13 protein-coding genes and 1 pseudogene are annotated in these 15,956 nt (G+C 49.3%); 4 read left to right on the top strand and 10 right to left on the bottom strand.

The window, feature by feature from the left end; all coding sequences use genetic code 11:
* Nucleotides 1-174: 174 nt before the first annotated feature.
* The 8 genes and pseudogenes from C8J48_RS04970 to C8J48_RS04935 all read right to left on the bottom strand — a co-directional run bounded on the left by C8J48_RS04970 (nucleotide 175) and on the right by C8J48_RS04935 (nucleotide 8,419).
* Nucleotides 175-1,374 carry a CaiB/BaiF CoA transferase family protein gene (locus C8J48_RS04970; RefSeq protein ID WP_107725241.1) on the bottom strand — a complete coding sequence of 400 codons (1,200 nt, stop codon included), beginning with the start codon at nucleotides 1,372-1,374 and terminating at the stop codon, nucleotides 175-177.
* A 56-nt stretch (nucleotides 1,375-1,430) separates the two neighbouring features.
* Nucleotides 1,431-1,805, bottom strand: coding sequence for a cupin domain-containing protein (locus C8J48_RS04965; protein WP_107725240.1), 375 nt, complete (start codon nucleotides 1,803-1,805; stop codon nucleotides 1,431-1,433).
* A gap of 43 nt (nucleotides 1,806-1,848) precedes the next feature.
* A complete protein-coding gene (locus C8J48_RS04960) occupies nucleotides 1,849-3,597 on the bottom strand; it encodes a thiamine pyrophosphate-binding protein (RefSeq protein WP_107725239.1) in 1,749 nt (582 codons plus the stop codon).
* A gap of 1 nt (nucleotide 3,598) precedes the next feature.
* Nucleotides 3,599-4,594: a zinc-dependent alcohol dehydrogenase gene (locus C8J48_RS04955; protein ID WP_107725238.1), complete on the bottom strand. Its 996-nt coding sequence runs from the start codon at nucleotides 4,592-4,594 to the stop codon at nucleotides 3,599-3,601.
* Nucleotides 4,591-5,379: a type I 3-dehydroquinate dehydratase gene (gene aroD, locus C8J48_RS04950; RefSeq protein WP_107725237.1), complete on the bottom strand. Its 789-nt coding sequence runs from the start codon at nucleotides 5,377-5,379 to the stop codon at nucleotides 4,591-4,593. The genes C8J48_RS04955 and aroD overlap by 4 nt, the downstream gene beginning before the upstream one ends.
* Nucleotides 5,376-6,795 (bottom strand): annotated as a pseudogene (locus C8J48_RS04945) (aldehyde dehydrogenase family protein). Before C8J48_RS04945 ends, aroD begins: the two are co-directional and overlap by 4 nt.
* Nucleotides 6,792-7,640, bottom strand: a complete 849-nt coding sequence (locus tag C8J48_RS04940; protein WP_107725236.1) for a citryl-CoA lyase — start codon at nucleotides 7,638-7,640, stop codon at nucleotides 6,792-6,794. The pseudogene C8J48_RS04945 and the gene C8J48_RS04940 overlap by 4 nt, the downstream one beginning before the upstream one ends.
* Nucleotides 7,637-8,419: an IclR family transcriptional regulator gene (locus C8J48_RS04935; protein ID WP_107725235.1), complete on the bottom strand. Its 783-nt coding sequence runs from the start codon at nucleotides 8,417-8,419 to the stop codon at nucleotides 7,637-7,639. Before C8J48_RS04935 ends, C8J48_RS04940 begins: the two co-directional genes overlap by 4 nt.
* A 264-nt stretch (nucleotides 8,420-8,683) precedes the next feature.
* Between C8J48_RS04935 and C8J48_RS04930 the strand changes: the two genes are divergently transcribed.
* From C8J48_RS04930 to C8J48_RS04915, 4 genes are all read left to right on the top strand, one after another.
* Nucleotides 8,684-9,742 carry a Bug family tripartite tricarboxylate transporter substrate binding protein gene (locus C8J48_RS04930; RefSeq protein WP_107725234.1) on the top strand — a complete coding sequence of 353 codons (1,059 nt, stop codon included), beginning with the start codon at nucleotides 8,684-8,686 and terminating at the stop codon, nucleotides 9,740-9,742.
* Nucleotides 9,743-9,748: 6 nt separating this feature from the next.
* Nucleotides 9,749-10,243: a tripartite tricarboxylate transporter TctB family protein gene (locus C8J48_RS04925; protein WP_107725233.1), complete on the top strand. Its 495-nt coding sequence runs from the start codon at nucleotides 9,749-9,751 to the stop codon at nucleotides 10,241-10,243.
* Nucleotides 10,244-10,262: 19 nt separating this feature from the next.
* Nucleotides 10,263-11,774: a tripartite tricarboxylate transporter permease gene (locus C8J48_RS04920; protein WP_107725232.1), complete on the top strand. Its 1,512-nt coding sequence runs from the start codon at nucleotides 10,263-10,265 to the stop codon at nucleotides 11,772-11,774.
* A 181-nt stretch (nucleotides 11,775-11,955) separates the two neighbouring features.
* On the top strand, nucleotides 11,956-12,522 hold the full coding sequence (locus C8J48_RS04915) for a shikimate kinase (protein WP_425430473.1): 567 nt from the start codon (nucleotides 11,956-11,958) through the stop codon (nucleotides 12,520-12,522).
* 290 nt (nucleotides 12,523-12,812) lie between these two features.
* Here the strand turns inward: C8J48_RS04915 and C8J48_RS04910 are convergent, their stop codons facing one another.
* Both C8J48_RS04910 and C8J48_RS04905 read right to left on the bottom strand, forming a co-directional pair.
* Complete coding sequence (locus tag C8J48_RS04910) at nucleotides 12,813-14,276, bottom strand: reverse transcriptase family protein (protein ID WP_107725231.1); 1,464 nt, start codon at nucleotides 14,274-14,276, stop codon at nucleotides 12,813-12,815.
* 28 nt (nucleotides 14,277-14,304) lie between these two features.
* The gene (locus C8J48_RS04905; RefSeq protein WP_107725230.1) at nucleotides 14,305-15,945 is read right to left on the bottom strand and encodes a hypothetical protein; all 1,641 of its coding nucleotides are present in this window, start codon (nucleotides 15,943-15,945) and stop codon (nucleotides 14,305-14,307) included.
* Between the last annotated feature and the right edge of the window lie 11 nt (nucleotides 15,946-15,956).

The raw sequence follows: 15,956 nt of genomic DNA, 5'->3' as shown, positions 1-15,956 counted from the left end.
ATATTACCCCAACCTTTTCACCATTACACTCAGAAGAGAAACAAGAAAAAAGAACGGGTATACGATCGCAATCTACGATCTTCCCGCTCTCTTTGTTAATGATGACTGATCCCCCCTAGTCCGACGCTCACTTTTATCTACCCATTAAAATGGGAGGATTCCCGCTCACATTTCCTAAATCACTTTTTTTCGCTCTAACTGCTTAATCTCTTCCGAGGACAAACCGAGCATCGTGCTCAAAATTTCCCGATTGTGTTCCCCGAGATCAGGGGCTGCGTTGCGGATATTGCCTGGAGTTTTATCGAACTTCGGCACAATGCCCGGCATTTTGACCTTTCCCAATCGGGGATGCTCCACTTCGATAATGTTTTCCCTCGCTTGAAATTGAGGGTGTTCAAAAATATCTTGGATACTTAAGATGGGGCTAACGGGCACACCATAGCCGTCCAACCAATCCAGGAGTTCCTCCCTGGGTAATGATTGAATCCAATCTGCAACGATCCGATTCATCTCCTCATTGTTGGCTAATCGTGCTTCATTGGTGTAAAACTTGTCGTCTTTTAATAAATCCTCGCGCTCCATCGCTTTCGCTAGCCTGTTGAAGGTGGAATCCGTACTGGTCACCAAGACGACCCAATACCCGTCCTTCGTGATAAACGTACCCGCCGGGCTGGAATGGCCGCTTAATCCAGGAGAGCGCTCGCGAACTTTTCCCATCTGATCATATTCCGCCACAAGGAACTCCAGCATACGGAATACCGATTCATATAGACCGATGTCTACCATCTGCCCAGATCCTTCCGCATCCGTTTCCCGATGGTAGAGAGAAGTTACCGCCGCAAAAGCGACGTAAATTCCGGTGATATAATCAGTCAAAGAAAACGACGGACTAACGGGATGACGATCGGGAAATCCCTGGATATAGGTAAAGCCGCTAAAAGCAGTGGCAGGGGTGCCAAACCCCGCTTTGGAGCGATAGGGCCCAGTCTGTCCGTAACCGGAGACCCGGATCATAATTAGATCCGGGTTGATTTCTTTTAGGACCTGATAACCAATTCCCCACTTCTCCAGAGTTCCGGGACGGAAATTTTCAATCAGAATATCCACTTTCTCCGCCAGCCGTTTAAAAAGATCCACCCCTTCCGGCTTATGCAGATCCAGTGTCAGCGACTTTTTGTTACGGGAAAGCCCTGACCAGCGCAAGGGTTCATTTTGATGAAACGGCCCCACATGACGGAGTGTATCCCCCTTCCCCGGCATCTCTACTTTAATCACTTCCGCTCCAAAATCCCCCAAAAGAACCGCCCCAAAGGGAGCTGCAATCATAGTGGAGGCATCCAACACTTTCACTCCTTGCAATGGTGGTTTGCTCAACTTTTCTCCCTCCCTTTTAGGCAACGTTGAAAAAATAAGGGGGACCCTCTTCAACTTTAATTTTTTGGCAAAGAACCTTGCGGGGTGTATGCCCAGAGCAGCCATAACGGCTCTGTTCCTGTGTTGACATGCTGATGATAAACCCCTTCTGGGATAAACATATAATCGTTCTGTTTAAAGGCTCGCTTTTCATCTCCTGAAATCACTTCTCCCGAACCGCGAATCACAATGTTTAATTCCTCCGATTCCGGATGGTTGTGAACGGAACTGGCTTCTCCCGGCTCAAAAATCGTAAGCCCTGCCATCAGATGTTTGGAACCCACCGTCTCCGGGGTCACCATTTGAAAAACCTTTCGTACCATCCCAGGGTTATCCAATCCCAACCACAATGTTTTCCCGTCTTTAAAAGGATCAAGCACTTTGATTTCCATTGTTTTTCCTCCTCATCATTTATGAATCTTGGGATTCTTCCGCCTATACCTGCTGTTTCACTTTGGAAGTATAGATGTCATTGATGTTCCAATGGCCGTCTGTCGGGACCGGTTCATTCAGCATCGCTACATCGATCACAAAAGGTTTCTCCGCAGCAATGGCCCGTTGCAAAGCCGGCTTCAATTGGTCGGCGGCTTCAATCTTGATGCCGTCGATTCCGTAACCCTTGGCGATGGTGACATAATCGGTAGAATAGGAGACGCCTTCTTTCAGGAAGACGGTTCCATATGTTGTGCCATAATGACTCTCCTGCAAACCGGCAATCGTTCCAAATGCGTTATTATTCATAATCAACCAGATCACGGAAATGTTTTCTTCATAGGCGGTCGCCAAGACAGAGGGATTTTGACCAAATCCACCATCACCGATCAGAGAGACCACTACTTTGTCCGGTTGGGCCAATTTCGCTCCCAATGCTCCTCCCGATCCAAAACCCATTGTGGCAAAACCGCCAGGGGTCAAGATGGTACCTGCTTCATAGATCGGAAACTGTTGTCCCACGCCGTTTTTGTTCCAGCCGACATCGGTCGTCATGATGGCATCCTGAGGCAACACTTCCCTGACGTCTGCTAGAATGCGTTCGGGACGAAGCGGATAGGAATCACTCTGGGCGTGTTTTTGCACTTGTGCCCAAAAGCTCTCCTTATAACGACGGATCTTCTCCGCCATGGCTTCATTTTGGCGCGGTTGGGGAAAACGCGTTTTCGCTACCCGATTGAGAACGTGTAAAGCATTTTTTAAGTCGGCCACCACTCCTATTTCTACCGGGAAGTTCCTCCCGATCTCCTTGGGGTCGATATCGATGTGAATCAGACGGGTCGGTGGAATGTGAAAGGTGTATTTCGGCTCCCAGGAACTGCAATCCGCTTCGGAAAAGCGGGTGCCCACAGCCAGGATGAGATCGGCGTTACGACAGCTGTCATTGATAAAGGTTGTCCCCCAGAATCCGGTCATGCCCAAGGTTAGGGGATGATCGTCGGAAACGGCACCCTTGCCCATCAAGGTGTAAGCAACTGGAATTCCCATATGATCGACAAACGCTCGCAACTCCGCGGCGGCATCCGCCAGCATCACCCCTCCACCGACATAGAGCAGCGGACGTTCAGCCGCAGCAAGGGAGTCAATGATTTCATGAGCGGTTTGATCGTCAATGGACGGTCGCTTCAGTTTGTTGGCGTGTGGTTGCAAACGCTCAAACAGAGAAACGTCAACCTCTTTGGAGAAGATATCCATCGGAACCGACACCAGCACCGGACCGGGCCTTCCGCTTTCCGCCAATGAGAAGGCTTTGGCGATAATCTCAGGAAAAAGATCCGGTCGCTCCACTCGCCATGCCCGCTTCACAAACGGACGATAAATTTCATACTGGGACGCATCGGCGTGAAGATTGATTTCTTGGTGAGGATGTTTTCCATAGTAGTGACTAGGCACATCTCCGGCGATAACTACCATCGGAATGGAGTCTAATGCAGCGTTGGCCACTCCTGTGGCGGCATTGGTTAAACCGGGACCCAGATGACTTAAAACGACTGCCGTCTCTTTTTTGGCCCGGGCATAACCATCCGCCGCATGGGAAGCGATCTGTTCATGGCGAACATTGATAAATTTAATGCGGCTGTTTTCCAGGGCGGCCAATACGGCGATATTGGTGTGGCCACACAGGCCAAAAATATGTTCCACCCCTCGGTTTTCTAAGTATTTCACCAACTGATGGGAAATTAAATCCTGCATGCTACCTCTCTCCCTTCAGACTTAACACAATTTTGCCGTAATCACCGCTCAATGCATCCCGAAACGCTGCCTGATACTCGTGAAAGCGATAGATTTTTGAAATAATCGGTGCCACCTGCAATCGTTCATCGGCCAAATAAATCATCGCCTGCTCAAAATCCTGAGGTGTATCGTAAATGATGGAACCGAAAATGCTAATCTCGTTTCGAACCACTTGTAAAGCGGGAAAACGTACCTCTTCTTGGGTAATCCCCAGCAATACGAGAGAACCACCCGGTTTCACCAGGGAAAACGCCAGCTCCATCCCCGCTGGAGTACCGGCACATTCAATCACAACATCGTAACAGTCATGGGCGATTTCAGCGGCCAGAGCAGTGGTGACCTGACCCAACTGCTGTGCGATCTCCAGTTTTTTCGGATTTTTATCGATGCAAGTGACACTCGCCCCTTTGTAGCGCGCAAGAGCTGTTGCCAGCAATCCCTCTGTACCGCAACCGACCACCGCCACTGCTGTGGAATGGTTCACTTCCACCTTTGCCAATGCATGTACAACGACGGCCAACGGCTCAATCAATACCGACTGTGGATCCGGCACCCCATCCCTGATCGGGTAAACATAATCGGCATGAATGACCGCCGTGGTGGAAAAACCTCCATCCACATTGATCCCAAGGGAGCGCTTATGGCTGCAGATGTTTTTCCTCCCATTGAGGCAGAATGGACAACGGCCGCAGTGTTGGTTCGGTTGGACGACAACCCTTTCCCCTGGGGCAAGGGAGATGTCGCTTCCGCTTTGCAGCACCCTGCCGACCAATTCATGCCCGACGCGGACGGGATAAACGACATGTCCCAGCTCCCCTTTATACGCTTTCAGATCAGAACCGCATATCCCTCCGTATTCCATTTGGATCAGTACCTCGCCCTTCCCCACATCGCCCTTGTCGACAAGCTCTCTAAACTCCAACTGAAACGGTTCCTTTAAGTACAGACCGGTCATGTTTGACCCCCTCCCGCCCACTGTTGGATCGATTGCATCACCTCTCGTAATTCCTCGATCGGAATTTGACCGGGTGCGGAACCCTGCTTGCCGATGGCAAAGGTGACATCGCTGCCAAACATCCAACCCGCTAGCCGGGTAAGGGTACCCAATCCACCCATTGACATGGTGATCAGCGGAATCCTCAATTGTTGGGAAGCAGTCAGGGTCGCCTGCAACAGGGTGAGCAGATCTTGTGAGGAGTGAGGCATCACCGCCACCTTGGCGATATCCGCCCCCCGAGATTCCGCCTCCAACAGCTTACCCAGGATGTCCGAAGACACAGGCGTTGATTCGAAATTATGGTAAGACAGGATCAGACGTACCCCCGCCTCTTCAGCTACACGGGAGAGATGGTGGATGTTTTCCTTTTCGTTGACCAGTTCATAATCGATCAGGTCGATCCCACCACTCCCACAAACTTTTTCAAACAACATCAATTTATCGCTTTCGCTTAGCGCGATTGGTTCTCCCCCTTCTCGCTGGGAACGGACGGTGAAAAGCAAAGGGGTTTGCGCGATGGTTTCCTGAATGCCAGCTAAAGTATCCAGTACAGCGTCTGTATTAGGAAGATGGGAGAAAAAATCCGCTCGCCACTCGATCAAATCTGGTGCTTTCGGCAGAGTGTTTTGTAACTCAGACAAAATCTGATCCTGATCCATTCCGATCAACGGGGTACAGATGAGGGGAATGCCTCCACCGATGATTGTTCCTTTTACGGTTATCGAGCGCTTAGACACATTCATGAAAATTTTCCCCGCCCTTCTGGCACTCGCATCACAACCATTTTGGTTTCCGTCATCTCGCGAATCGCGTATCGCGGCCCTTCCCGTCCAATCCCGCTGTTCTTTACCCCGCCATAAGGCCAGTGATCCAAACGAAAATTGGATGTTCCATTGATGACGATTCCACCGGTTTCCAACTGCTGTGCAACCTGGTAAGCAAGATCCATCCGGTTGGTGAACAAACCGGCTTGCAACCCAAAGTCGGAGCGATTCGCTTCAGCAATCGCCTCCTCAATCGTGGCATAGGGAAGGATGGAGACAACGGGGCCAAACACTTCTTCACATACCACTTTGGCCTCTCGTGGCGGATTCAGTAGGATCGTAGGCTCTACCGTTGCCCCAGTTCGTGTCCCCCCTCGGATTAGTTCCGCTCCCTGTGCCCTCGCTTCTTCAATCCACCATACAACCAATATCGGATTCCAGGGAACAAGGATCACCAACCTGTAAACGAGAGACCGCTTGCTTCAGGTGATCAACAAATGCGTGTATCACAGCGTGATGCACATACATGCGCTGAACCGAGATACAACTTTGGCCGGAATTACTATAACCGCTCTTAGCGCACTCCGCAGCGGCATACTGGATATCTGCATCTTCATGAACGATGGTTGGTGCATTTCCACCCAGTTCCAGCAGCACTTTTTTCATCCCGGCGGTTTCACAGATGTTTCTACCAGCCGTCACCCCGCCGGTAAAAGAAACGACGTTGACACGGGCGTCTTTCACCATCTGTCGTCCTACCGCTGCTCCTCCCAACAACAGATTGATGCTTTTTGGATGGAAGCCCGATTCCAGCAAGAGTTCAAGCAAGCGAGTTGCAATTAACGGCGTTTGTGGAGCTGGTTTCAAAATAACGCTATTACCGGCGGCATAGGCGGGACCGATTTTATGACAAATCAAATTTAAGGGTGCATTAAAAGGTGTAATTGCAGCAACAACCCCAACCGGTACCCGGAAAGTGGCCGCAATAGCTCCCATTCCTCGCGGCGAAGCCTCTCCGTAACTGGTCTCCCCCGTTAACCGCTTCGCCTCTTCCGCGGACAGTTCCAAGGTTTCAATCGAACGGGAGACTTCATCCAAGGTATTTTTTAAAGGCTTTCCCAACTCTGCTGTAATCAACTTGGCAAAAGGCTCTTTCTCCGCCTCTAAATTGCGAGCAACCGCTTTCAACACTTGTGCCCGTTTATAAGCTGGGATCGCTTTGATGATATTTTTTGCTTCAAAAGCGGATTGCAACGCTCTTTCTACATCAGTTGGGGTAGCCAATACTTGCTCTCCGATCACCTCTTGTGAATAGGGGTTGATCAGTGGAGAGATTTCCCGCCCGGTGCGAATCCACTCACCATCGATATAAAGACGTGCATACGCTTTCATCATTCTCCACCCCGTTTTTCCATTCGGCGATGTGACGGTCCTCGGTATTGCACCAGGTCTTCTCTGGCAGGGCAAGGTCCTTTAATCCGCACCCCGTTCATGTACTCTTCAAAAGCGTGAGCGACAATTCCCATCCCCCTAGAAAGAGAAAAGATCCCTTTTGCCGCTTCCGCCGGAATACTGAGCTCACACTGGATAGCGGCAGCTACTCCGTCGATGTTCATCGTAATCGCTCTGTTTTTTTGTGATTCAATCAACTTTCTGAACTCTTCTGCTATAGTCAGATAGATCCCGGAGATCTCCCCTTCTATCGCCAATTCTGTAGCCAATTCGTATAAGCGATGGACGCGTGGATCACGATCGTGGAGTTGATGACCAAATCCGGGCACTTTTTCTCCTTTGTGGACAAGGAGAGAATAGTGATGCTCGACTGCCGCATGGGTCGTCGTTTTTCGCTCATCCCGCCACTTTTTGCAACGGTAAAATAGCTGCATGGCATTCTCCGCCGCTCCCCCATGAATATCTCCCAACATATTGATGCCGGTAGCGACGCTAGAGTTAAAAGAGATTCCGCAAGTAGCCGCCATTCGCGCGGCAGCAATAGAAGGCGCACGGGGACCATGATCGGCTCCCGCCACCAAAACACTTTCCAGCAGACGAGCTTTTGGTGGGCTGAGCAGTTCCCCGCACAATAACAGATACAACATCTGACTGTAGGAGAGATGACCGATCAAATCTTCGATGGGATATCCGCGGATATCGATCTGGTTTTTGTCGATATGGCTAATCGACGTCGTCCACCAAGCTTCACCGTCACCATAGGCATCCAAGGCACTTCTGCCTCTCATGGGATATCCCTCGTTTCCACAAAACCGAGTTGTTTTGAGATCGTCATCGCTTCATCCCGAACCTGGACATGTAACTGCTCGATAAACTCCGGGGTAAAACGGTTTGTAGGACCTGAAACAGACAGACAAGCTTTCACATCCCCGTTAATGTCAAAAATCGGTGCAGCCACAGCCGCAGACCCCACTTCCCGTTCATCGAGGCTGGAGGCGCTCCCGCGAGACCGAATGTTTGGGAGTTCTTTCTGCAAAGCATTCACCTGTGCTGCGGAAGGGACTTGGGTAAAAATTCTCCTTTGCAATTCCGTCGATTGATACGCAAGGATGACTTTTCCACCAGCCCCAGCCCATAACGGTAAACGTTCACCGATTTTCACCAGATGCCGAACCGACTGCAACCCTTCACTCTGTTCGATACAGCTGCGTCGATCTTGATCAAGAAGGTATAAATTGACGGTTTCGTTCGTGTTGTCCCGCAAGCGCTCCATGATCGGTTTTGCGATCTCCCGAATTTGAATCGATCTGCCCGCAATGTGACCCAGATAGTACATCCCATGGCCCAACCGGTACTTTAACGTGGCTGGATCTTTTTGAATAAGATCGTTTTGCTCCAGCGTAGCCAGTAGCCGTGTTGTCGTCGATTTGGCCAATTGAATATGATTGGCAATTTCCGTCAGAGAAAGCTCCTGTACTTCATGGGTAAAACAGTACAAAATATCGATGGCCCGCTGTACGGTCCGCAGACCGGCTTCCCCCTTTTGCGATTTTGTCTCTGTTGTCATTTCTCTCACATCCTGGTCAGTAGTTCCGTTCAAAGGAATCAAGTTACGTATACCGGAATTCGATTCCATTCTATACGGTTGCGATTTTCTTGACAAGAGGGAAAAATGATTTTTTATAATTTTTCATTTTATATAGACAGGTTGATTTGCTCTCTGCTATAATTCACTGCAAAGTTCCAATATGCGTAATCACGTTACACCAAACGGAATGGTAAGCGCTTTCAATTGAGATGATCACATTTCTAACAAAGGAGGTTTCCGGCAATGAAATTCAGACCGACAGTAATCTATTTGTCACTGATATCAGTCCTGCTCTTTCTGACCGCTTGCAACTCGCTCGTGTTCCTACCCAGTGGTTCCCATGAAAAAAACCCCTATCCCTCTACTTCCATCACAGGTGTCATTCCATGGGGAGCGGGTGGAAGCACCGATAGCCTCGCTCGGGCCATCACTCCCTTGGTGGAAGAAGAATTGGGCCAGTCCATCGTTCTTACCAACAAACCGGGTGGTTCCAGTGCAATCGGTACTCATTATGTCCATAAACAAGGAGCAGACGGTTATCATCTGCTGTTTTCAGCTGAAAACCCGGCTCTGTATGGAGTGCTCGACATATCCGATTTGGGGTTTGAAGACTTTGACCCCATCAGTATCTATGCACGGGGTATCGCTACCGTGGTGGTACCAGCTGATTCACCCTACCAAACATTGGATGATCTCCTGCGCGATGCCAAAGCAAGGCCCGGTAAAGTAAAAATGGGCTCAACCGGCCCAGGCGGTTTGCCCTTCGTCGTTGGAACGATGATCAACAGTGCAGCAGATACCGAGTTTAACATGATTCCCTTCGATGGAGATGGCCCTGCTCTTACTGCGTTGCTAGGCGGGCATCTCGATGCTTCAGTCACTGTCTTAAGTGCCGCCATCAACAATGCGGAAGCCGGTAAAGTAAGAATACTAACCGTTGTCAACGACAAACCGGTGGAGGAGCTACCAAATGTCCCTCCCATTACGCAATCCTTACCCGAGTTGGAAAAACACCTTCCCTGGGGGCCGTTTTTTGGTGTCTGGGTTAAAAAAGACACTCCAGAACCCGTAAAGGAAAAGTTAATCGATGCCTTTTCTAAAGCGGAACAAGATCAAACGTTTCAATCTTATCTGGATAATATGAAAGCGGTTCCAATGAATCTGCACGGAGAGGAAGCAGTAGCGTATTGGCGTGAGTGGCAGTCGACCACCGCTTGGCTGATCCATGACGATGGGGCGGCCAAAATAGATCCGGTTAAGTTAAATATCCCCAGAAAACAGATGGAATCTGAAAGTAGGTGACATTTGATGACCACCTCCAAAATCATCGCTCCTCTCCTGTTAATCGCTATCAGTCTAATAGTCTTGGGACTTTCGCTTAACATAAAGGACAACAGCGTGTTGGACCCTACATCAGCATCCTTTTTCCCAGCGGTCGTCTCTCTTATTTTAATGGCAAGCTCCATCGCTATCTGGAAACGAGGTGCGTTCTCCCCTTCTCCAAATGAGGAAGAGTCGGTTCATCATCCAGATCGTTCGGTTAATGCTACGGATCCAATTGCAAACCCTACCACAAAGAATTTCCAAATAAAACAGCTGATCCTCTTCCTTATCGGCGTAGTTTCATTCGCTTATTTAATGAATTTCATCCATTTCCTACTGTTATCTACTGTTTACTTGTTTCTGGCGATGACCTTCCTCAACCGATCCAAATGGCGCTCCAACCTACTCATATCCATCCTAACTTCCAGTCTGATTTATTTCATGTTTGTCTCTCTGTTTGAGATCGTTTTCCCATCGTAACATGAAAGGAAGTGAAGTAATGAGCTGGTTGGAATATCTAAAGATTCCTTTTACCAACCCCGAATTGATACTGATCGCAGCGGTCGGCACCTTTGCCGGTTTTCTGATTGGATCGATGCCGGGGCTATCGGTTACCATGGCGGTAACGTTACTCGTTTCCCTCTCTTACACTTGGGATACCATTCCCGCAATCGTATTAATTATCGGTGTATTTTTTGGTGGTGTATACGGCGGTTCTCGCTCTGCAATCTTACTGAACATTCCAGGAACTCCTTCTTCCCTGGCTACCACTTTTGACGGCTATCCCCTCACCCAACGAGGAGAGAGCGGACTGGCGATCGGATACGCCACCCTTTATTCTGTCTTTGGCGGCTTGTTAGGGATATTAGTGCTGGCTACCGCATCACCACTAATCTCCTCCATTGCTTTAAGTTTTGCTCCAAGGGATTACTTTCTCATCATGCTGCTTGGTATCCTGCTGGTCGGTAGCTTAGGTTCCACCGACTATAAACCCAAGTCCATCTTTGCCGCCGGATTGGGAATTATCGTCGGCTTGATCGGCATGGATGCGTTGACAGCAACCGATCGTTTTACCCTAGGTACGGTAGAGCTGAAGGGCGGGATCAGCTTTATCGCCTGTTTGTTGGGACTGTTCGGCCTGGCAGAGGTGTTGCATCAATTGCATTCAACAAACAACCATCAATCCACATCCATTTCCGGCAAACTGTTACCCTCGATGCGCCAATTTGTGCAGTTTCTTCCGCTCTCCCTCCGCACTTCTACGATTGGCGTCATGATCGGCTCCCTGCCGGGGGCGGGAGGAGAAATCGCCAGCATCATGGCATATGACCACGCCAAACGCACCGTTAAAAAGCCCTCTCGTCCTTTTGGAAAAGGGGCTTATGAAGGCGTTCTCGCTCCCGATACTGCCAATATGGCGGCCATCGGTGGCGCGCTCATCCCGATGCTAACCCTTGGTATTCCCGGAGATGCGGTAACTGCGGTTATCATTGGAGGGTTAATGATTCACGGATTAACACCAGGACCCATGCTGATGACTTCCTCCCCGGATCTGTTTTGGGTGATTGTCGGTGCTGGCATTCTCTCCGCTATTTTTATCTTTATATGGGGAATGCTAGGCTTATCGCTGTTCGCCCGTGTCGTCCTCATCCCCAAACATGTGCTGCTTCCGATTATCGCCTTTTTAACAGTCGTCGGCGCTTACGCTATTCGCAACAGCATCACGGACGTCTACTGGATGATCGCTTTTGGAATTGTCGGTTTCTTCATGAAGAAATACCGCTTCCCAACCGGTCCAATGGTGTTGGGGATTATTCTAGGACCGATGATGGATGGTAATTTTCGTCGCGCTGTCATGATGGAAGAGAACATTCTTGGATTTCTTATCAGTCTATTCTCCCATCCGATCAGTCTGATGTTAACCCTAATCATTCTCTTTACTCTCTTTTCCCAGACCTCCTGGTTTCAATGGCTCAAGGGAAAATGGTTACGACAGCCATTGAGTGGATGAGTAATAGACAAACTCAACCATCATTCCATTCGCATTTGATACCCTGGCTATCGTAAGAAAAAATTAGACCTGCACAAACGACAGGTCTAATTTTTATCTATCAATTCTGTTTTGCGCCGATTCCTAAACCCTGTTATGATAATGGCAATCGATTTTGAAGCGTATCGTAAAGGAGTGCACCATCATACAATCGCAGGAAGTTCCCATTCGTGAAAAAAATATCGTACTTATCGGTTTTATGGGAGTCGGCAAAACCACAATCGGTCAACTAGTCGCCAAAAAATTGTATCGGGATTTTATCGATATTGACGAAGAAATCAACCAATCTTTTGACCTACCTACGACTGAAATATTCCGTTTACACGGAGAGGCTGAGTTCCGGCGGGTTGAACGGGAGACGATTGTCCACCATTGTGCCCATTCACGTTTAAAGGTAATTGCATTGGGCGGTGGCGCCTATATGCAAGAGGAGGTTCGTCGGGTCTGTCTCGATCATTGCATCGTTTTTTTGATTGATCTGTCTTGGGACTCCTGGAAGGATCGGCTACCGCTCATCCTCGATAGCCGTCCCGTTTTACAAAACAAAACACTGGAAGAAATCGAGGAATTATTCCTCACAAGAAAAGCCGCCTACTCTCTTCATAATTCTCGCGTTGACGCTGATCAACTCGAACCAGAGAAAACGGCAGAGGAAATTGTTCAATCGATTAAAACCGTGTGGGATATCTATCAACCCCATCATGGGTGAGGGAATCTGGCGCCAAGGAACAATGCCAAACTTAGTTGAAAGAAATCGGCATACATATTTATTTAGAATTCGGATGAAATGAGCATTGAATTGTAAGAGATCCGAAAAATGAACAAATCTCTCACCAAAAAAAGGACTTCTTTGCGGAAGCCCTTTTTTATCTTTACCCTCACAACCTTCTCCGGCTACCCTATTCACAACAAAAATCGACTGTTCTTCCCTACCCTCTCGCTGGGCCACGTTTATTCATAACAGTATCGCTTACTACCACCTAAGCTCTTAGCTTTTGCCTACTTTGCTTCCCTTTCTCTTGCAGCATTTAATTTTAACCCGTATTTCGCCGCGATGCGCTGAAGTTGTTCTCCAAACTGCTCACCCAAATCAGGTCGAACCATCCGTACATAGCTGACATAGCCCTGAATATATTCCCAAAAATGAGGGCGATTCTCCCGGTTCTCCGCTTCCAGACCGTTTTTTTCTACATTGTGTAACAGCGCACGAAAGGTTCGTAGTTCTTGTCGGGGAAGGCTAGGTTTATCGTTAACAACGATTCCGGTCACCCGCTGCCGCCGTGAAGCGCGAAGGACCCGCGTTTTTTTCTCATTTACTTGTAATCCTTCAAAGCGGACAATATCCCGCACTCCCCGTAACAGGACTCCCAACTGCTCCAATCCGTCCTGATCACAGGAAAAGGTGAGGTCGTCGGCATAACGTGTATATGTAAAGCCCATTTTTTCCGCCAACTCCGTCAAGCGGGCATCCAACCGTCGACAAATCAAGTTGGTGATACCGGGACTGGTGCATGCTCCCTGAGGCAATTGCCTCTTTCCGACGGCTACATAATAAAATTTCCCGTCAAAAGAGACCTTCTCCCGCGGTGGCTCCGTTGTCAACAATGCCAATAATGTGCTAACCGCCTCACTGTAGCCAAAGGATTGAAACAACCCCTTTACCCGCTGGAAGGTGATGGAGGGAAAGAAATCCTTTAGATCCATTTTAATCACGGCAGCTCGCTGCAAGTGATGCTGGGCGTTATCCACAGTACTCCGTTTGGGAATAAAGCCATAAGCGGCTTCATGTACAGGAACACGATCAACGATGTAAGTCTTAACCCACTCCTGTGCATGGCGCAATTCCGGTTTGGGAGCGGAAATGATTCGTCTGCCTCCGCTTTTTTTGGGAATGGTAAAGCGGTGATAGTGACTAAGTGCTGCTGTATCCCGGTGATAAGTTAACCATTTGAGGCGGGAGAGTTCGATCCCCATCTCCGCCGCCATAATCGCCGGACTTGTTAAAATGGGTAAGCCTAGTTGTTCCAACTGATACCCATTCATCGTATGGTTTTGCAATCCCGCGGAAACTCCGATCCCGGCATGAACTACATGGTTGGCCTGATATTCTTCCCACCGCTTTTTTGCTTCTGCTAGCCGCTGCTCCCGTTCCGCCTTCCGTTCCGCCCGTTTACGCTTACTCTCTTCAATCCGCTTCTTACGCGCCTCCCGGATCAGCGTATCGGTGTCTTCCAGCTTTTCACTTTCTTGCTGGAGTGCTTGCAACTCCTTTTGCAACCGGGCAAACTCTCTATCTTCTTGTTCCTGCTGTTCTTTCTCCTCTGGTGGAAGCGGCTCTTCGCTCCAAAAACCCAGTCGGATCATTTCCTTTTTAATCACTTCACCCTTGGTTTCTTCGCGAATTCGCTGAATCCATTCTTCCCGTGTCAACTGTTGTGTCTCTTGGCTTTGTTCCTCTGACATGCTCCCCCTCCTCTGTCATTTTTATCTATTAATTCCGACTGCGATGATCCAACAACAACGCCATGATATGCTCACAAGGTCCTTGCATTAAGCGGTTTTGCTTATAAAACCAGCAGGAGCATCGTGCTCGTACCATACGCCCATCCCGATCCAAAGACAGCGAGGGCTGAAACGTGCGACTTCTTCCCTCTACCTTTCCTTCCAGATCCACTCCACCATCGCTCAATGTCAACCGGGAATCGAGGGAGACTCGCCCCTCCTGTAACAGACGATTCGCTTTTTCCTCACGAGGATTGGCGTACTGGAGCTGCTCCAACGGCAGAGGCTCCCGCGTTAACTCCCGCAAGCGATATTTTCCCGTCTCCAGATCAAACATCACCCGGCCGGCACTGCATAACTGACGCAATGCGGCTACAGCCACATCCGTCTCCATCCCCGCCCCATTGGCCAACTGGTCTACTGTGCCCAGCTGTTTTGCCTTTAGGTGGGCGTGAACACGTGCGCTTTCCCGCGGGTTGGCTTTGGCACCTCCCAGTAAAAGGTCAAAGTTACCTGCACCTGCCCAATCATTGCGCGTCCAGCCAGAGAGTCCCAAGGTAAAGCTAAGCGGACCCAAATCTGCCACATAGAAGCTGGGCAAGCCCGTTCCCAACAGATGAATTGTAATTCGACGCGACAAGGGTAATAAGCGTTCCAACAGGAACAGACGGCGGCGCCCCCAAGTGCGAATTTCCTTGCTCTCATTACCTTCATAGATGGAACCGCTAAAGGTTAACTCCTCATTCCATGGCTCAATCACCAACTGTACCGGCTCACCAGGACGAAGAATAAAACGCAGAGAGCGAGGACTTTTTCGTTCGCGATTTTTACGCAAAAAGTTTAAGATATTGTAGAGATCAATCGGTTCCACATCAAAGGATGTTACCGGCATGCTCATCGCCGATTGCACTTGTAAAAACCCTCGAATCCAGCTGGCGGGCACATCGATCTTTTGCTCTTTATATACATCTCGACCTTCCGTCTCTACGGTAAAGCCGCTAGGATCAATCTGAAAATCCGTAGGCCGGTAGGTACGCATCCGCTGCAACTCATCATAGAGGCTATCGGAAAAGTCGATATTGGTGGTTCCATACTGGTACTCCCGTACATCGGTAAAGGCATGCTCCTGCACCGCCAACCGGCCGTAGGAGGATTCGTCCAGGGAAAAGGCTTCAAAAAAGACCTGATCCGGTGCTACTGTAATAACCGGGTCAAGCACCCACCACGCGGTTTTATCGTGTTTATAGAGATAGTCAAAATAACGTTGCTGCGCTTTATAAAAATCGCCCATCCGTTGATCCCGCCGCCGTTCCAACACTTGTAGTTGCGATTGAATCTCCTTCATCTGTGTGCCGATACTGGACTTTTTGGCAACCACATCGGCGATATCGATCAGGTACTGCTGCTGTACCCAGGCTTGATACACACTGTGATCCTTTGGCTTGTAGTTGAGATCGGAAACGACCACATCACGCAGCGCACACATCGCATCACGGTATAAAAGCGGATCCGCCATTTTTCCTTGAAAAAACGTCGGCTCCCTCCCTAGATCCGGGGCAAAGCGGACTACCGTCTTTCCGCCGGTGTTGCTGACGGCACTCGGTCGAGCATAGGTTTGTTGAAATTGCATCGATTCCATCC

This window comes from Desmospora activa DSM 45169 (assembly GCF_003046315.1).
Taxonomy (GTDB): domain Bacteria; phylum Bacillota; class Bacilli; order Thermoactinomycetales; family DSM-45169; genus Desmospora; species Desmospora activa.
This window is presented reverse-complemented; position numbering and strand designations above follow the sequence as displayed.